The sequence below is a fragment of the Shewanella saliphila genome (assembly GCF_014648295.1).
GTDB classification, from domain to species: Bacteria; Pseudomonadota; Gammaproteobacteria; order Enterobacterales; family Shewanellaceae; genus Shewanella; species Shewanella saliphila.
Window position 1 is genome coordinate 18,248 of the sequence record NZ_BMQV01000033.1, and the last position, 19,259, is coordinate 37,506.

Consider the following 19,259-nt stretch of genomic DNA (forward strand, 5'->3'; position numbering starts at 1 on the left):
CCTATTCCTCCAACAATTTGAGACTACGGAGCGAAATTTGTTGACGTATCATAGAGGCGAAATCTTCTAATTTTAACTTGCCTAAATCGACACCATCACGTGTACGCACCGCGACTTCCTTATTTTCCATTTCTTGATCACCAACGACCAACAAATAAGGCACACGTCTTAGTGTGTGTTCGCGTATTTTAAAGCCTATTTTCTCATTCCTCAAGTCAAAAGATGCTCGAATACCCTGATCTTTGAAGAATTTTACAATATCTTCCACATAATCAGCTTGTTTGTCGGTAATATTCATCACAACGACCTGCATTGGAGCAAGCCATGTTGGGAATTTACCTGCGTATTCTTCTATCAAAATGCCTAAGAAGCGCTCTAATGAGCCTAAAATAGCACGATGGATCATTACTGGCGTCTGGCGACTGTTGTCTTCAGCGACATAAGTAGCACCTAAACGCGAAGGTAATGCGTAATCGAGCTGTACTGTACCACATTGCCATGCACGATCTAAACAGTCGTGTAAGGTAAATTCGATTTTGGGGCCATAAAACGCGCCTTCGCCTGGTAATATTTCAAATTCAATATTATTTGCGGCTAAAGCTTGCTTAAGTGCTTCTTCTGCACGGTCCCACATATCGTCATCACCAATACGCTTTTCTGGGCGCGTTGATAATTTAACGACAATGTTTTCAAAACCAAATGTGGCGTAAGTGTCATATACCATTTGGATACATGCGCTCACTTCTTGTTGTACTTGTTCGTCGGTACAAAATACGTGAGCGTCATCTTGAGTAAAACCACGCACGCGCATTAAACCGTGCAATGAGCCCGATGGTTCATTACGGTGACAACAACCAAACTCTGCCATACGTAGTGGCAAATCACGGTAAGACTTTAACCCTTGGTTAAAGATCTGTACGTGGCCTGGACAGTTCATTGGTTTAATAGCATATTCGCGGCTTTCACTGCTGGTCGTGAACATCGCATCTGCATATTTGTCCCAGTGGCCAGAACGTTCCCATAAAGAACGATCCATCATTAATGGGCCTTTCACTTCTTGATAAGTGTATTGACCTAGCTTTTGACGGATAAATTTTTCTAGCTCTAGGAATAAGCTCCAACCATCGTTATGCCAAAACACCATACCAGGTGCTTCTTCTTGCATATGATATAAATCTAGCTGCTTACCAATTTTACGATGGTCACGCTTGGCGGCTTCTTCTAAACGCACTAAGTGAGTTTTAAGTGCCTTTTTGTCTGCCCATGCTGTTCCGTATATACGTTGCAACATCTTGTTGTCTGAATTACCACGCCAGTAAGCCCCGGCTACACTCATTAATTTGAAGTGTTGGCAAAAACGCATGTTAGGTACATGCGGGCCACGACACATATCGATATATTCTTCGTGATGATATAGTGCTGGAGTCGCATCTTGACTGATGTTCTCATCCAAAATGGCAATCTTATATTCTTCACCGCGCTCACTGAATGCATCACGCGCTTGTTGCCAAGATACGACTTTTTTTACCACGTCATAATTGGTTTTAGCTAACTGTTGCATACGCTTTTCAAGCGCATCAATATCTTCTTGAGTTAACTTGTGCTCTAAATCGATGTCGTAATAAAAACCGTTGTCGATAACAGGGCCAATAGCCATTTTTGTTTCTGGCCACATTTGTTTGATCGCGTGACCTAATAAATGCGCACAAGAATGGCGAAGGATTTCAACACCCTCGTCGTCTTTAGCCGTAATGATAGCTAACTCTGAATCTGCAGTGATTAAGTCTGTTGCATCTTTAAGCTCACCGTTTACACGGCCAGCGATACAAGCCTTGGCTAAACCAGGGCCAATGTCTAATGCAACATCAAGGGTTGATACAGGGTTGGCAAACTCGCGTTTGCTGCCATCAGGCAGTGTAATAATAGGCATGAAATGTCCTTGTCCAGTGGTGACCCACACGTAGGGCCACATGGTAATAAAGTATGTTCAGTTGAACGAATGACACGTTAATGAAATCAAGACAGTACAGGAGTCTTAGTTACCCAGAAACGTAGACAGTTATTCTATGTGATAAGCACTTTGTGGCGCAACCATACAAAGGTCAATTTGGAATATATTTATAACAAATCGAAAAAATGAAAAATATTTGTGAATAACGTTAAAAAATTAACAATAAAAAACTCAAATATTTACAGATAATTAGACAGAAGAAAATCTATAACTCATCAAAAAAATGACAGTTGATGAATTTTGAGTTAAATAAAATCAGCAGTAAAAAACATAATATTTAGAAGCTTACAGTATAATTCTTCTATATAAGTAAATTTAGAACAAAAATATTCACCGTAAAGCAAATCAACCTTATGGCTGATCCACATTAAAATATTCTCACTATACTGTGTTTATCAATACCTCTGTGGGAGAGAGTTACATGAGATTATTATCACGCACAATTAGTTGCCCGCACTGTGGGCACAACCAACATGTCACTTTAGATGCCAGCGCGGGTGATCAAGAATATTATGATGACTGCAGAATTTGTTGTAATCCTATTCATATCCGCATGCATTTAGATGATAATCGGCGGATGATTGAATTGCATGTTGACTCTGATGATGAGCAAATCTATTAGCTTACAAACATAAGCCGTAATGCCAACCAATGTTGTAAGCTAATAAAAATGGTTTAGCGTCAGTTATTGAGTAATTGCTTTTTAGCGAGTACGCGCTCTACCGTGTCAACGATAACTTGCGTTTGACTGTCAATTTCAATATTGAATTTGTCACCGGCTTTATAGTGACCTAAATTGGTTAGTTTTAGTGTTTCAGGAATTAAATGCAGTATAAAGCCATCTTCACTTATCTTACCTACCGTTAAGCTACAGCCGTTTATACCGACAAAGCCTTTATAAAAGATATAATTCATCCAATGCGGGTCGACCTGTAGCTCAATATTATAATGTTCAGCAGTATTACTGACTGCTTTTACTGTCGCTTGAGTATGGACATGCCCCGATATAATATGACCACCAATTTCAGTACCATACGTTAATGAACGTTCAATGTTTACCGCATCACCCACACTAAGTTGACCCAGATTTGTTAACGCTAATGTTTCTTCCATTACATCAAAGAAAACCTTATCATTTACCACCTTTGTTACGGTCAGGCAGACGCCATTATTAGCAACACTTGCTCCCGTCACTAACCCTTGGGTCAATTCTGGTGTCATTTCGACTTCAAATGTTTTCAGACCCGCTTGCTTGTGAATAGAAACCACTTGGCAAGTGGCTTGTACGATACCAGTAAACATATTTTCTCGTTCCGTTATAGGCTTTTTAATGAATAATACAGGTTTTCAAGTTAAGCGCTTAATCAATTTGGCGCTTCCGGTACTTATTGCACAAGTAACCCAAACCATGATGGGATTTATTGATACCGTTATGGCGGGTCGTGTTAGTGCAGTTGATATGGCCGCAGTGGCTGTGGGTACCAGCTTATGGTTACCTGCCATTTTATTTGTTCAAGGGTTGTTAATGTCTTTCACGCCAGTGTTTTCACAACATCATGGTGCAAATAATCAACAAGTCATCCCATCACTTATATTTCAAGCCGGTTATATTGCCATAATTGGTGCTATTGGGGTGATGATCTTTCTCGCATCCTCTACTTATTTACTCGATTTGATGCATTTAGAACCGCAATTACAAGCATTAACCGTAGGTTATATCGATGCAATATTGTGGGGCGCCCCCGCCTTTGTGCTCTATCAAGTACTGCGAGGCTGCAGTGAAGGTATTTCTTACACTATGCCAACCATGGTGATTGGTTTTGTTGGCTTGGCGGTAAATATTCCAGCTAACTATGTGTTTATATATGGTGGCTTTGGGATACCCGCGATGGGCGGAGCCGGATGTGGCGTAGCAACAGCGATTGTTTTTTGGGCCATGTTAGTTGCCATGATTGTTTATATGTTAGTTGATAAGACATTTAAAGAACTTAAGCCATTTCATCAGTTTTACCGTCCACATTTAGCCAGTATGTGGTCAATGATCAAACTGGGTATGCCAATCGCCATGGCTTTGTTTTTTGAAGTGAGTCTATTTGCTGTTATTGCACTTTTTCTCGCACCTTTAGGGGCAAATGTTGTTGCTAGCCATCAAATTGCACTTAACTTTTCATCTATTGTATTTATGCTGCCATTATCTATTGGTATAGCGGTTTCAATTCGTATTGGTTACTATCTGGGTCGTAATCAGCCACAAATAGCAGCATTAGTAGCAAGGGTGGGATTAGGGCTATCGCTATTATTGGCGGTTTGTACGGCATTATTAACGGTAACTTTTAGACATGAAATCGCTTTGCTTTATAACGACAACCCTGAAGTCGTTGCCTTAGCGGGCAGCTTAATGATGCTGGCAGCCTTTTACCAAATATCAGATTCAATCCAAGTGGTAGCCGCTGGCGCATTGCGAGGTTATAAAGACACCCGCAGTGCCTTTTACATCACATTATTTTCATATTGGTTTGTAGGAATGTCGACCGGGTATATTTTAGGTTATACCAACATCATTGTGGAGCCGATTGGTGCACATGGATTTTGGATTGGTTTAATCGCAGGGTTAACGGTTGCGGCAATATTGTTTGCTATTCGTTTAAAGTATATTCAAAAGCACGGCGCTAAATTTCAATTAGTGGGTTAAGGTAGCTGTTTTACAAGGTTATTGGCAACGGATTGCCTAAGCTTGAATCAAGTTGCACAGCAAATCACCATTTAGGCAGAAAAATGATTTTTTTGCTTGCAAGCAACCGCCTATCCCACTTACTATAGCGACCGCTTTGAAGCAAAACGTTATTAATGTTTACTTCAAACAAAGCACCCGTAACTCAGCTGGTGAAAAGAAAAGCACTACACTCTTTACAAAAGCGAATGGTAAGTGTCGGTATTCTGTTAAAATAATAGAAGTCCACTGGGGTGTACCACTCTTTCACAGAGTTTAAACAGTGAGATTTTATTAAAAGTAAACAATACACCCGTAGCTCAGCTGCTAAAAAGAGAAGCACTACCTACTCTTTTGAAAGCTGGCGGTAGAGGTCGGTATTCTCTAACAAAGAGAAGTCCACTCAGGTGTACCACTCTTTCACAGAGTTTAAACAGTGAGATTTTACAAAGTAAACAATACACCCGTAGCTCAGCTGGTTAGAGCACTACCTACTCTTTTGAAAGCTGGCGGTAGGGGTCGGTATTCTCTAACAAAGAGAAGTCCACTCAGGTGTACCACTCTTTCACAGAGTTTAAACAGTGAGATTTTATTAAAAGTAAACAATACACCCGTAGCTCAGCTGGTTAGAGCACTACCTTGACATGGTAGGGGTCGGTGGTTCGAGTCCACTCGGGTGTACCACTCTTTTCAAAGAGTCTAAACATTGAAATTCATACAATACACCCGTAGCTCAGCTGGTTAGAGCACTACCTTGACATGGTAGGGGTCGGTGGTTCGAGTCCACTCGGGTGTACCATTTCTTGATTTAATTCTTTGAAAAACATCAAATTATAAATAATACTGAATTTATATTTAGTTGATGTTGTGCCTAAACAAAATAATTCGTGCCTAAACCCCGAAAGTTACAAAAATATTCAAACACCACCTACCACAGCTCACCGCTTAGTGAAGCTTTAATCACGCAATCAAAATTTGTTACTGTGACCTCATAAAAGTGCGTTTTTGCAATTTTGTGCCCATTTCGTGCCAAAAATGTTGGCACAAGTTGGTTTTTGAAACTTTTAAGCTGAACACTACCCTAAAAGGCGCTGAAGTTAATTGTTTGCTGCCAGTAGCCAGCTCTCAACATTTTGCTAACACCACCTATCTCTGAAAGCATTGGTAATTATATTTAACTGAATAAGCCACGTATTTTTTATTAAGATAAGCCTTTCTCAGTCCACGAAAAATAAACTCTTTTGTAAAACAAAGCCAACTAAAGTATTCCGTTAAGCTGGTAGAGCATCAACATTTAGCCGTGAATGGAACCGAATTAGTAATAGGTGAAATCATAGATGTGTATGTGGATAAAAATGCGGTTAAAGCAGATGGTTTTATTGATTTACACGCCATTGATACTGTCGCTATCTCTGGCCTTGATAGTTATCACACAACGACTCAATTAGCGCGCTTACCTTACGCCAAAAAATGACCTTGGCTTTTATAGTCCTAAAAATAAAATATCCCATTCAAATTAAATTTGAATGGGATATTTTTAATTAAGGCCTAACCCTAATTCAGGTTAATTAACCTTTTCCGCTGGCGTAATAAAGCGAGCTTTAACCGCTTCTGCCATTAAGTTTGGTGGAATTAAGCCTTGCTCTAATACAAAGTTATTAAAGGCTAAACGATCAAATTTATCGCCTAGGGCTAACTCAACATCCGCTCTGATCTCAAGTAATCGTGATAATCCATAAAAGTAACTGCCGGCTTGCCCTGGCATGCGCATGGTGTAACGGTCGACTTCTTGCTTAACAGCCGCTTTTGAAAACACCACATCTTCACTCAACAAATGATAAGCCTGCTCTTTGGTGGTTAGCCCAAGGTTTAGCATAGGGTCTAACATTGCACGGGCATTGCGTAATAAACGATGCTGTAAGGCAATCAACTGTCCTTCAATGGGTAAATATGGCAGCATTTCAGCTTCAGCGTAAAGTGCCCACCCCTCAACATTCACACTGTTAAACGCATAATACACGCGGGCTAAAGACACGCCTTGCTCTAACATTACCGCAAATTGTAACTCATGGCCTGGTCGCCCCTCATGAGCACTTAATGTGTAAGCTACAGCATCAAAGTTAAAATCATCATAGGCGGCGTCACCCGTTAATGCAGGATTACCCGTGGTGAGAATAAATTGACCTTGCTCACCCGTATTACCAATAAACGGGGGTGGTTGCATATGCGGTGCTGGGCTGCCAGAGGCCTCAGCTTCTGTCGCTAAGCGCATAATCATATTACGCTTAGGTAAATCGACCACCTGTTGCGCGCTGATAATTGTCTCTAATTTACTGTTAATTTGACGGTAATGATCTTCAATTTTATCATTTGCTAACGAATTCTGTTTGAGTAGTTTGATGACATCGCGGTAATCAGTTGAAGGCATATCAAACTTTTTCGCCACCAAAGGTGCCAAAGCCTGCATATTGGCTTTAGTGATCATATAACTGGCTTTAGCGCGCTCAATCAACAAATTAGGATCAATATCGATTCCGACATTTTTGAGTTTTAACGCATAGATGTCAGCGGGTAAACGATAATCGCTACGGGTGTGCGGAATAACCGTTTTTTGTGCCCATTGACGGAAATCGCTGATTTGTTGGCTTAACAGTGCTAAATCGCCTTCTGCTTTAGAGAGCTTATGCTCGGCAAATAGTTGCTGTAAACCTTCAAGTAATTTATCGGTTCTGCCCAGTGCTTGTTCAACTTCTTCTTTGGTGGGGCCAAGCAATTTGTTATTTGTCAGCGCCGCTTCAAATAGGGTTTGCGCTTGTTTGGTTAATGCAGGTTGACCGGTTTTACCAACATAACAGGCTAAACGAGTTATCGCCGCGTGTTTACGTGTTTCTGGCATTTGACCATCTAATAACGCTGACACGCCTCTAAAGATAATCAAGGGCACATCAACCCAAGGCAGCATGTTTTTGTCGTCTAATGTTGAGGTAGCAATCGTTTGGTCAATATTATCAATAATAATATTCAAATCTTGACGTACAGGCAGTAAAGTTTCGGTTTTTAGTGCAGCGAGCAACGTCTTTTTACTGGCTTTAAGAGTCGTTAAATACTTATCTTGTTGTGCCTGACTAATGTTACTGCACTGTTTATCTGCTTCAACAATGCCTATCGAGCTGGCCATTTCTGGTTGGAACTCGGTGGTGAGTTCGATTTGTTTATTTGTGTACTGATTACTCACATCAACCCAAGAATCGGCAGTAGCCGTCATTGGAAGTAATACAAGCAATGGAATGATTGAACTGAGCACTTTGCCTGACATTGTCCAAGTCCCTTTTTGATAAATAAAGTCTCACTATACCGGAATTACCCAAGAAGTAAGCTCCACGACAAGGTTTACAGGCTAAGATAAGTAACGAATTGGTTACAATTTATGTCTTATGCTCAGGTTTGTATGCGCTTTTTAGGTTGACTGTGTCCGAAATTGATCTTGTTGATGACTACAGACTAAATAAACAGGCCTTATCGTAAAACAAATGCTGATTTGCTCTGTGTTTATCACCTAATTATCACTTAAGCTGTGGTTTAACTTGTTGATTTATTATAGGGTTTAAATAGTTTGCTTACCGATTATATAAATAAAAAGTGTGACCTATGCTATTGTTTTGATATATAAATCACTAATTCAGTAATCATTAAGACTACAATGATTTGAAGTATTGGAAATACTGGTTACATCACTCATAAACCTTAACGGAGACAACATGAAAATAAGTGCTAGAAATCAGCTTAAAGGAACGGTTAAATCTATCGAAACTGGTGCGGTTAATTCTGAGGTGACCATTGAATTATCGGGTGGTGAGCAAATTGCTTCGATTATCACTAACCAAGCTGTAAAATCACTAGATTTGAAAGTAGGCTCAACAACATACGCGATTATTAAAGCGTCAACCGTGATGCTAGCTGTAGATTAATTGTTATGTAGAAACGAGCTGTCCTTTCACGGTTAGCTTACTCAATCATGCAATATATTCTCAATGAGTCCTTTGTCTTGCTAATGTTAAGCAAACAACAGGACTTTTTTATTGCCTTTGGTTCGTCAAACGGCACCAAGCATTACGGCCGATATCATTAAGCTGAATTCATTGCCCTTATTCTAGATATGAATTTTCCAAAATGAAGGCAAAAAAAATCGCAACGCATCACGTTACGATTTTATTGAGGCAATAGCTGTTTGCCATTACCTATGACAACACAGTGTTAATTATCGATTAAAAAACAAAGTCTTCACTGTCTAGCGCCATCATTGAATCAACACCATTAGCAATACACGCCGCATGACCTTTCGCTCTTGGTAACATACGCTGCATATAGAATTGTGCGGTTTTGATTTTAGCTTCATAGAAAGCAGTTTCTGTGGTGCCAGCGGCCAGTTTATCTTGCGCAACTTTAGCCATTTTAGCCCAGAAGAATGCGAGTGTGACGTAACCGGCATACATTAAGTAATCAACCGATGCACCACCAATTTCATCAGGATTCTTCATGGCTTTACCACCAATCAATACAGTAATTTCATGCCATTCTTTTGCGTAAGCCATGATAGGTTTAATAAACTCAGCCATGGCTGGGTTATCCATATTTTGCTGACAAAATACAGTCACATCTTTAGAAAATGGCTTTAATACTTCACCTTGAGTACCAATAATTTTACGGGCTAACAAATCTAATGCCTGAACACCTGTTGTCCCTTCATAGAGACAACTAATTTTAGTGTCGCGCATTAGCTGTTCCATGCCCCACTCTTTAATAAAGCCATGTCCGCCAAATACTTGTACGCCGTGGCTGGTACATTCAAAACCTAGCTCAGATAAAAAGGCTTTAGCAATAGGCGTTAATAAAGCCAGTTTGGTTTCAGCGTCTGCTTTAATAGCCTCATCTTTTTCAGCATGGCCAATATCCACCAATTGCGCTAAATAAGACACTAACGCACGGCCGCCTTCTGCAATAGATTTTTGAGTCAGTAACATTCTACGCACATCAGGGTGAACAATAATCGGATCTGCAGGGCCATTTGGGTTCTTTACGCCGCTAATTGAGCGCATTTGCAAACGGTCTTTAGCGTAGGCCAATGCGCCTTGAAATGAAGCTTCAGCCGCCGCAACACCTTCGCTTGCAACGCCAATACGGGCTGCATTCATAAAGGTAAACATGCATTTTAAGCCGCGGTTAGGTTCGCCAATAAGGTGACCTTTAGCGCCGTCGAAGTTAATCACACACGTCGCGTTACCATTAATCCCCATTTTGTGTTCAATCGAACCACAATTTACACCATTGCGATCTGCTATAGTGCCGTCATCATTAACATTAAATTTAGGCACAATAAATAATGAAATGCCTTTATTGCCTTCAGGAGAGCCTGGAATACGGGCAATAACGATATGAACAATATTATCAGACAAATCATGTTCACCGGCTGAAATAAAGATTTTAGTGCCCGTTAATGAGTAACTGCCATCGTCATTCAGTTCTGCTTTAGTACGCAGCATGCCGAGGTCTGTACCACAATGTGGCTCGGTTAGACACATAGTGCCAGTCCACTTACCTTCAACAAGGTTTGGCATAAATTGTTGTTTTTGTGCATCGGTGCCGTGAGCTTCAATGGTGGCTAAGGCACCATGGCTAAGGCCCGGGTACATGGCAAAACTGTGGTTAGCACTTGAAAACAATTCTGCAATGCTGATATTCAATGAGTGAGGTAGACCCTGGCCACCAAATTCTTCTGACTGAGATAATGTCGGCCAACCACCTTCAACATACTGGTCATAGGCTTGTTTAAATCCATCTGGTGTAGTCACAACGCCGTCATTCCATGTGCATCCTTGTTGATCACCAATTTGATTTAATGGTGCAACCACTTCTTCTGTGAGTTTTGCAGCTTCAACAATAATGGCATCAACCATATCTAGGCTTGCATCGTCATAACCTAAACGTTGGTAATGTTGCTCACAGTTGAGCAATTCTTGCATCACAAATTTCACATCACGAACAGGGGCTTTGTATTCAGGCATTGTTGCTCTCCAGGTATTTATCAGTCCAATTGCATATAAAAAAGTTGACCAAATCTAATCAACTATAAAAGGGTTAACTCTGATGCTAAGTGAACCGCAAGTATTATCCAAATGCATATTAATTATATGTACACATTCGCCATATTTATAGTGTAGCAGTAGCAAGGACTCCAGACACTTAGCTAAATATGTGTTTGTAACACCCCTAAAGCTAATAGCAATGCTTCATTTGAACAAAATTTGAGTAAAAACACTAGTTTACTGACGCGCTATTCTTTAAATGAATAGTTGCATATTAAAATAATTGATTTGTTTAATGTTGCGACTCGTCCTAGCATGAATTTGCGGTTAATTGTTCACTATAAGTGGTAATTTCGTATTTTCAGGAAAAATTTCGTTAAGAAAACCAGTACCTGAAGGTTCCCCCTTGTTGTTATTGAATAAAGCTGTTTTACAAAGATCGATATTTATAAATCACAAACAAGAACGCTTAAGCGTCGTATATATCTTTGGTAATTCAACGTATTAGTTAGCTTGTTTAATAACGATTAGTCTTTATCTGGGGAAATAAATGAATAATAAATCACAGATTTTCAAATACTCTATTCTTTCGCTTGCGGTTTTTGGGGTGCTTAGTTCTTCTGCAATGGCTGCTGAAGAAGAAGTGAAGCAAGAAGAGGATATGGAACGCATTATAGTTACCGCCTCTAAACGTGCAAAAGGATTACAAGAATCTCCTGTTGCCGTGACCGTGGTAAGCAGCAAAGCCATTGAGCAGGCTAAGGTCATGGACATCGATGATCTTCAAACCTTAGTACCTACCTTACGTGTTACCCCACTTCAACGTTCAACCAATACCAATTTTGCCATCCGAGGTTTTGGCAACGGAACAAACAATACCGGGATTGAACCCTCTGTTGGGGTATTTATTGACGGTGTATATCGCTCTCGCGCCGCAGCTCAAATTGGTGATTTACCAAGGCTGCAGCAAATAGAAGTATTAAGTGGGCCACAAAGTACCCTATTTGGTAAAAATGCTTCAGCTGGTGTAATTAGTGTGACAACGCGTGAACCTTCTTATTATGAACACGGGAAAATTGAAGCCGGCATTGGTAATTTTAATCAAAAAGTGATGAAAGGTTATTACACTAATGGCATCAACGATAACTTAGCCTTTAGTGTGTCTGGTGGGTTTAACACTCGTGATGGTTACACAGAGTCGGTATCTGGCTTAGACGATGTTAACGACCGTGATCGCTGGAATGTACGCGGCCAGGCACTTTACGAACCTACAGATGATGTAAAACTGCGCCTTATTGCCGATTACAGTGAAATAGAAGAAGCTTGCTGTACGGTCGAAAACTCGATTAATGGCCCAACTACTGCAGCTGTTCTCGCTTTAGGAGGCATGGATCTGGACGAAACCAGTTCGTTTGCCTATCAATCTACCCTTAACTCTGACCCAATCAACAATGTTAAAGATGGCGGCGTGTCATTTCAGATAGATATTGATTTTGAGGGATATGCATTTACCTCAATTAGTGCGATACGTAATAACGAATCGGACTTTATGAATGATGTTGACTACACCACCTTAGACATTTTGACTGAGGGCGGATATACCGATATTGACACCATGACCCAAGAATTTCGCTTAGCCTCAACAGGCGAACGCACATTTGAATGGATGTTTGGTGCTTATATTTTTCATGAAGAAGTCACCACTGGTGACACCTTGTATTACGGCAATGACATTCGTAATTATTTTGATGTGCTAATGGCTGCTGGTGGCGCACCAGGATTACTCGAAGGTGTTGAGGGTGTATATGGTATTGCCCCAGGTACGTTCTTTTCAAATACTTCATCTGTTAGTTCTGATTTTGAACAAGAAAATGATGCTTACTCATTATTTGCCAGTTTCGATTACCACATTAACGATCAATTTACCGCCATCTTTGGGGTGAGTTATACCAATGACCAAAAAGAGCTTAAGATTTCTCAAAATAATACTGATGTGTTTTCATCGCTAGATCTTGAAAACGAATTGACTCTTTATGGTGTACCGATTGGCAGCATTCCTACATTAGCACCCGCAGTACCGACACTAGAAAGCCTACAGTTTTTACCGCCAATGTTAGGCCTCCCCAACAGTGTTGAAAACAATAAAACAGACGACAGCAAAACCACCTGGTCACTGCGTTTAGCTTACGAAATTAACGATAATATCAACGTGTTTGCTACTGCTGCCACAGGTTTTAAAGCCTCATCTTGGAACTTGTCACGTTACTCAAGCCCATTTGCCACAGATCAAGATGCATTGGCAACTGCTGGCATTGAGCAACCCAATCAGGTGTATGGTGGTCGATACGCCTCACCAGAAGAAGCAATGGTGTATGAAATTGGCATCAAAACTCAATTTGAAAACGGCTCGTTTAACGCCACGATCTTTGACCAAACCATTGAAGGGTTTCAGTCTTCTATCTTTATCGGCACCGGCTATGTGTTAGCCAATGCAGGTAAGCAAAGTACTCAAGGGTTTGAGTTCGATTCAAACTACAACATCACCGACGACTGGTCAGTGACCTTAGCGGGTACCTTCCTTGATCCAGTTTACGACTCATTTGAAGGCGCATCGGGTTTAGATGGCCCTGTTGATCTGTCTGGTGAGCAACCTGCTGGTATACACGAAGTGAGTATTTCTGCAGGTATGGTATACAACTTTGAAGTGTTTAACGGCGCTAATGGTTATGTACGCGCAGACTATTTATATGAAAGCGACGTCAAAGTAGCAGAAAACACACCAGAGTCATTAACGCGTGAAGTGAATACCGTCAACGCCAGTAGTGGCCTGGCGTTTGATAATGGCGTGAGTGTTCAGGTTTGGGTGCGTAACTTAACCAATGATGAGTACCTACTATCGGCTTTCCCACCACCAATTCAGGCAGGTAGCTTTAATGGCTATCCAAACCAACCACGCACCTTTGGAGCAAATATTTCTTACGAGTTTTAATTTAAACTTAGTTTAAAGCATTGTTTTATAATTAGTTTAAAAACATGTTTAACATAAACTCTGCAGTATCAGCAATACCAATGGCTGATGCTGCAGATTTTTAACTTTAACCGTTGTGTAACCCAATAACACTATCAACCGAATGATTAATCACAATAAGAGTTGTCACTATGTCTATTGAATCTATATTAAAAAATCGCTATTCAGTTCGTGCCTTTCAAGATAAGCCCGTCCCAGAAAATATACTTAAACAGATTTTTTCCAGTGCGCAGTTGTCGCCATCAAACTGTAATGTGCAACCCTGGCAATCTTGTGTGGTATCGGGCTCGACTAAAGACAAATTAAAAGCCAAATTTATCGAAACCTTAATGAGTGGTGCCACGCCCAATCCTGATTTTAATTGGTTACCACAATATCAAGGCGTTCATCGTGAGCGTCAGTTCGGTTCCGCGAATGCGCTGTATAGTTCAGTCGGTATCGCGCGTGAAGACAAAAAAGCCCGTCAAATGGCGATGGTGCGTAATTGGCAGTTTTTTGATGCCCCTCATGCGGTATTTTTCACTATGGACAAATACCTAGACATTATGGGTGCGGTCGATTTAGGCATATATGCGCAAACCTTATCGCTAATCATGGCTGACCATGGCGTGTCTAATTGTATGCAAGGTGCATTAGGACAATTTCCTGATCCTGTCCGTGAAGTGCTTCAACTGCCTGATGATCGTGGCATTTTATTTGGGATGTCTTTTGGCTATGCCGATGATGAAGCTGCAGTTAACCGTACCCGTACAGAGCGCGAAACCTTAGACACGGCAGTGGCATTTTTTGACTAACTGACAGCAACTTGAACTGACTTAACGCTAATTGATATTGAATGTTGAGATTACACATGACACTGACGCATAACCATATACTAATCGATGATATCAATATTCATTATGTTGAGTCAGGCCCTAAAGCCGCTCAACAACCACTAGAAACAATCATCTTTTTACATGGATTTCCTGAGTTTTGGGGAACATGGGACAAGCAGCTAGCATTTTTTAGTCAACATTATCGGGTTATCGCACCAGATTTACCAGGATATAACCTCAGTGATAAGCCTAACAATACTGACTTTTACGCCCTGCCTAACCTAATAAGTGTAATGAGCAAATTGATTGCCGCGCTTAGTCCAGAGCGTCCCGTCACGTTAGTGGCACATGACTGGGGTGGCGCCATAGCATGGCCATTAGCGGCGTTTAAACCCCACCTTCTTCAACAATTAGTAATATTGAATGCGGCTCACCCCAGCACTTTTACTCGCGAAATGATCAACAACCCACAGCAACGTAACAAAAGTGCCTATATTCATCAGCTTATAGGCAAAGATTGTGAAAACTTATTAACTCAGGACAATTACCACTACCTCACGAACAACATTTTACAGTGCGATAAAGGCTCATTTTTTACCGATGACGTTATCGCCTCATATCGTCAAGTTTGGCAACAGCCTGGCGCGGTCAATGGCATGCTGCAATACTATCGCGCTATGCCACAACTGGCGGCCAAAGAAACACTGGAGGCACAGGATAATGGTGAGCACCGTACTACTAGCGCTTCTCAGGTAAAGCCTACCAATGAAATCAAAATCCCCAATATCCGAATAAACATACCAACGCTGGTCCTTTGGGGCGAACTAGATTTGGCATTTGTTAATGAAAACCTAGATGGATTAACGGATTACGTACCAGATTGCACCATCAAACGATTTCCAAATACCAGCCACTGGCTCCAACATGAACAGCCTGATGCAGTTAATCTGGCAATCAATGAATTTATAAACTCATCAAAATAATAATCACAAAGGTGCTTTATGAAAACTCTTCAACAAAATCAACATCTAGTCTGTGTTATTCAATGGCTAAACAACAACGTCAATACACCGGCAAACTCGAGTAATTTAGCAACAATTATTAAGCCGTATTGTCCGGTAGCGCAGCAGCGCCTACTGGTTAGATAATCCTACCCAATGAATGATGAATAACGTTTATAAACGGATGTTTCCTAAACGAAGAAAGACTTACTAGAGGTTATTATGGACAATATGGAACTGATAACGTTTGTCAATACGCAAATTATGCCTGTGTGTATTTTTTTGATTATGATGGGAATGGGCTTATCGTTAGTGGTTAATGATTTTAAGCGAGTCGTTAAATACCCAAAAGCGGTTGCCATCGGCTTAACCAACCAATTATTGCTGCTTCCTATCATTGGATTTGCATTAGCCAATATCATGCCGTTAGAACCTGAATACGCCGTAGGGGTGATGTTATTAGTATTATGCCCAGGTGGCACCACATCCAATATGTTTTCGCACCTGGCTAAAGCCGACGTTGCCTTGTCGGTCACCATGACCGCAGTAGCCAGTTTAATTACGGTGTTTACCATACCCGTGGTGCTCAATTATTCATTGATCCACTTTATGGGTGAAGGCAGTGAATTTCAGTTACCGATTATCGCAACCATGATAAGCCTAATGAAACTGACTATTGTGCCTATTGCACTGGGCATGTTGGTAAGACGCTACGCGCCAAAAATCGCACAAAGCACTCAGGTGCATGTGTCACGATTTGGTATTTTATTTCTCACGTTATTGATAATCTTTTTAACGTATATTCAACAAGATATTGTTATACCCGCATTAATTGCTGCAGGGCCAGTGTCGGTCATTCTCAATATCACAACCATGCTATTAGGCTACTACTCAAGTAAATATTTTGGCCTCAACTTTGCTCAACGCACCTCAATAACCATCGAAGTCGGTCTCCAAAACAGTACTTTATCTATGTTTATGGCGTTAACCTTACTCGCCAATTATAAAATGTCGTTCACTCCCGCTATTTACACCCTTACCATGCTATTTACTGCGGGTATTTTAGTCGGTATGTTGAACTCTAAGTACGTAAAAGCGAAGCAGTTAACCCGCTCCGTGGTTGAAAACTAAAAACGATAAACGAACCCATTAGGTGCAATATGCAATTAATCAATGTAACGATAGAAAATAATGTCCATATCATTAGCCTCAATAATGGCAAGGTAAATGCCATATCATCCGAGGTCATTACACAATTAAACCTCGCGCTTGATGATGCGGAGCAGCAAGCTGCTGTGGTAATACTCACTGGTCAGCCCGGCATTTTGTCGGGCGGATACGATTTAAATACCATGAAACAAAGCCCAGAAGCGGCAATGGCGTTGGTCACAGCAGGCTCGAGTTTATCTCGCAGAATGTTGGCTTTCCCTACTCCCATTATTGGCGTGTGCAGCGGTCATGCTATTGCTAAAGGCGCATTTTTATTACTGAGCTGTGATTACCGTATCGGCTGTAGTGGCGCGTTTAAAATTGGCTTAAACGAAGTCGCTATCGGCATGACAATGCACCAGGCAGGCATTGAAATCGCCCGTAACCGTATTCCTATTAATTACCTCTCTCGAGCGGTTATTAATGCTGAACTTTTTAGCCCAGAAGTCGCCGTAAACGCAGGCTTTTTGGATCAGGTTGTGGCGCCAGAACAACTCATGCAAACCGGCCTTGCTGTTGCAAGCCAAATGCAACAACTGAATATGAAAGCCCATCACGGCACAAAATTAAAAGAACGTCAGCACATTTTAACAGCCTTAGATGCTGCAATTGAACATGACGCATTAACAACAAAAATAGTATAAGGATATCACCATGAGTCTGCAGGAAAGCTATAACACTCTCACCGTTGAGATTAACAACAAAGTCGCCCACATTGTGCTTAATCGTCCTGATGAACTGAACTCAATGAATGTCGATTTTTGGCATGAGTTTCCTCAAGTCATTGACACGATAAATAATCAATCAGCTGCACGTGCCATTGTGATTTCATCAACCGGTAAACATTTTTGTGCAGGTATGGATCTCGCGGTATTTAGTGCCAACAATGGCGCAGATAATATTGAGTTGGGCCGTAAGCATGAACAATTACGCCGTTTAGTGCTTAAATTGCAAGACTGCTTCTCGGTATTAGAATCTGTGCGTATGCCCGTGTTAATGGCCATTCAAGGTGGTTGTATTGGCGGCGCGGTAGATATGGTCACCGCCGCCGATTGCCGATACTGCACCATTGATGCCTTTTTCAGTATCGAAGAAACCAAACTCGGCATGACCGCCGATGTCGGGACATTACAACGTTTGCCTAAGCTTATCTCTATCGGTTTAGTCAAAGAGCTTGCCTACACAGGTCGCAGAATGCCTGCAGATGAAGCCAAACAAGCTGGTTTAGTCAATCATGTGTATGACGACCATCAGTCAATGCTTGATGCAGTATTAGGCATGGCGGCAGAAATGGCGGCGCGTTCGCCTTTGGCTGTGGCTGGTTGTAAAGAGATGATCAACTATGCCCGCGACCATAGTGTGGCAGACAGCTTAAATTACATGTCAGTTTGGCAAAGCGGCATGTTCCAACCACAAAACGATATGATGGAAATCTTTACAGCTAAAGCACAAAAGCGCGAGCCACAATTTGCTGAGTTGACTCAAATAGATCCATCAAAAATATTCTAAGCATTATGGATTATTGCACTCTTTGCTACTAACACGCTTTATAGATGATTTAATTTGATAGCAAAAAGTGTTCAACCATTTAGAGACATTATGACTAAACCATTAATTAACCTAGTGCATGCTAATGGCTTTCCCGCGGGAAGCTATAATACCTTTTTAACTCAATTTGAGGGAGACTATCGCACGGTTGCCCACAATCAATTTGGTCACAACGTGATGTATCCCATTCACAGTAACTGGCAACACCTTGTTACTGAGCTAGTTGAATTTATTAAAAAACAACATGAGCCAGTAATTTGTGTTGGTCACTCTTTTGGTGGCGTTCTTTCCTTTATCGCGGCCTGCCAACATCCTGAATTATTCCGGGGGTTAGTGATGTTAGACCCACCCGTGGTCACAGGGGCATTTTCGCATTTGTTAAGCGTTATTAAACGAACGCCCTATATTGATAAATTATCTCCGGCGGGTAAAGCGAAAACACGTCAACATCAATGGCCAGAAAATACCAATTTAGTTGATTATTTTTCACAAAAGACCTTGTTTAAAAATTTCGACCCACGTTGTTTACAAGACTATGTGCATTCAGGCTCGATTGCACGAAATCAACGCCTAGAACTCACCTTCTCCCCAGCCGTTGAAGCCGATATTTTTCGGCATTTACCGACCAACCTGGTCAAATACAAAAACAAACTCACCGTGCCTGCTAAACTAATTTACGGCGAAAACACCAATATCTTTCCGATTAAACATTTTGTGCGTTTCGCCAAACTCAATGATATTGAATTACAGACCTTGCCTAAAGGCGGCCATATGTTCCCATTAGAGCAACCTGAAAACACCGCTGCCATGGTCAAAGAGATTATTAAAGATTGGTAACAAGCGATAGTCAGTGT

The 19,259-nt window shown here is 41.1% G+C and carries 15 protein-coding genes, 3 tRNA genes and 1 pseudogene; 15 read left to right on the plus strand and 4 right to left on the minus strand.

The annotated features are described in order from the left end of the window. Position 1: 1 nt before the first annotated feature. The gene (gene thrS, locus IEY48_RS14455; protein WP_188921521.1) at positions 2–1,930 is read right to left on the minus strand and encodes a threonine--tRNA ligase; all 1,929 of its coding nucleotides are present in this window, start codon (positions 1,928–1,930) and stop codon (positions 2–4) included. Positions 1,931–2,432: 502 nt separating this feature from the next. Here thrS and IEY48_RS14460 point away from each other — a divergent pair. Beyond that, positions 2,433–2,633 (plus strand): CPXCG motif-containing cysteine-rich protein, encoded by a 201-nt coding sequence (locus tag IEY48_RS14460; protein WP_188921524.1) that lies wholly within the window; start codon positions 2,433–2,435, stop codon positions 2,631–2,633. 59 nt (positions 2,634–2,692) lie between these two features. Here IEY48_RS14460 and IEY48_RS14465 read toward each other — a convergent pair whose 3' ends face one another. Further along, positions 2,693–3,313, minus strand: coding sequence for a riboflavin synthase subunit alpha (locus IEY48_RS14465; RefSeq protein ID WP_188921526.1), 621 nt, complete (start codon positions 3,311–3,313; stop codon positions 2,693–2,695). A gap of 28 nt (positions 3,314–3,341) precedes the next feature. Here IEY48_RS14465 and IEY48_RS14470 point away from each other — a divergent pair, with 28 nt between their 5' ends. The 5 genes and pseudogenes from IEY48_RS14470 to IEY48_RS14490 all read left to right on the plus strand — a co-directional run. Further along, positions 3,342–4,703: an MATE family efflux transporter gene (locus tag IEY48_RS14470; RefSeq protein ID WP_188921528.1), complete on the plus strand. Its 1,362-nt coding sequence runs from the start codon at positions 3,342–3,344 to the stop codon at positions 4,701–4,703. Positions 4,704–5,181: 478 nt separating this feature from the next. Further along, positions 5,182–5,281: transfer RNA gene (locus tag IEY48_RS14475), tRNA-OTHER, on the plus strand. Between the two features lie 47 nt (positions 5,282–5,328). Next, positions 5,329–5,405, plus strand: a tRNA-Val gene (locus tag IEY48_RS14480). A 38-nt stretch (positions 5,406–5,443) separates the two neighbouring features. Then, positions 5,444–5,520, plus strand: a tRNA-Val gene (locus tag IEY48_RS14485). 441 nt (positions 5,521–5,961) lie between these two features. Continuing rightward, a pseudogene (locus IEY48_RS14490) lies at positions 5,962–6,195 on the plus strand (flavin oxidoreductase); the annotation flags it as partial. Between the two features lie 90 nt (positions 6,196–6,285). On the opposite strand, the gene IEY48_RS14495 reads toward IEY48_RS14490, so the two are convergent. Next, entirely contained in the window at positions 6,286–8,037 is a 1,752-nt protein-coding gene (locus IEY48_RS14495; protein ID WP_188921530.1) for a DUF885 domain-containing protein, read from the minus strand. A 442-nt stretch (positions 8,038–8,479) separates the two neighbouring features. Between IEY48_RS14495 and IEY48_RS14500 the strand changes: the two genes are divergently transcribed. Further along, complete coding sequence (locus tag IEY48_RS14500; protein WP_188921531.1) at positions 8,480–8,689, plus strand: TOBE domain-containing protein; 210 nt, start codon at positions 8,480–8,482, stop codon at positions 8,687–8,689. Positions 8,690–8,986: 297 nt separating this feature from the next. On the opposite strand, the gene IEY48_RS14505 is transcribed toward IEY48_RS14500, so the two are convergent. Next, positions 8,987–10,783 carry an acyl-CoA dehydrogenase C-terminal domain-containing protein gene (locus tag IEY48_RS14505; RefSeq protein ID WP_188921534.1) on the minus strand — a complete coding sequence of 599 codons (1,797 nt, stop codon included), beginning with the start codon at positions 10,781–10,783 and terminating at the stop codon, positions 8,987–8,989. A 571-nt stretch (positions 10,784–11,354) separates the two neighbouring features. On the opposite strand from IEY48_RS14505, the gene IEY48_RS14510 reads away from it, so the two are divergent. From IEY48_RS14510 to IEY48_RS14545, 8 genes are all read left to right on the plus strand, one after another. Continuing rightward, positions 11,355–13,793: a TonB-dependent receptor gene (locus IEY48_RS14510; protein WP_188921536.1), complete on the plus strand. Its 2,439-nt coding sequence runs from the start codon at positions 11,355–11,357 to the stop codon at positions 13,791–13,793. A gap of 170 nt (positions 13,794–13,963) precedes the next feature. After that, positions 13,964–14,626, plus strand: a complete 663-nt coding sequence (locus IEY48_RS14515) for a nitroreductase (RefSeq protein ID WP_188921538.1) — start codon at positions 13,964–13,966, stop codon at positions 14,624–14,626. A 56-nt stretch (positions 14,627–14,682) separates the two neighbouring features. Beyond that, entirely contained in the window at positions 14,683–15,630 is a 948-nt protein-coding gene (locus tag IEY48_RS14520; RefSeq protein WP_188921540.1) for an alpha/beta fold hydrolase, read from the plus strand. 18 nt (positions 15,631–15,648) lie between these two features. Further along, the gene (locus tag IEY48_RS14525; RefSeq protein WP_188921542.1) at positions 15,649–15,795 is read left to right on the plus strand and encodes a hypothetical protein; all 147 of its coding nucleotides are present in this window, start codon (positions 15,649–15,651) and stop codon (positions 15,793–15,795) included. A gap of 84 nt (positions 15,796–15,879) precedes the next feature. Then, a complete protein-coding gene (locus IEY48_RS14530; RefSeq protein ID WP_229786493.1) occupies positions 15,880–16,779 on the plus strand; it encodes a bile acid:sodium symporter family protein in 900 nt (299 codons plus the stop codon). A 29-nt stretch (positions 16,780–16,808) separates the two neighbouring features. Continuing rightward, positions 16,809–17,501 (plus strand): crotonase/enoyl-CoA hydratase family protein, encoded by a 693-nt coding sequence (locus tag IEY48_RS14535; RefSeq protein ID WP_188921546.1) that lies wholly within the window; start codon positions 16,809–16,811, stop codon positions 17,499–17,501. 10 nt (positions 17,502–17,511) lie between these two features. Beyond that, a complete protein-coding gene (locus tag IEY48_RS14540) occupies positions 17,512–18,366 on the plus strand; it encodes a crotonase/enoyl-CoA hydratase family protein (RefSeq protein WP_188921548.1) in 855 nt (284 codons plus the stop codon). A gap of 90 nt (positions 18,367–18,456) precedes the next feature. After that, positions 18,457–19,242, plus strand: coding sequence for an alpha/beta fold hydrolase (locus tag IEY48_RS14545; RefSeq protein ID WP_188921550.1), 786 nt, complete (start codon positions 18,457–18,459; stop codon positions 19,240–19,242). Positions 19,243–19,259 lie beyond the last annotated feature (17 nt).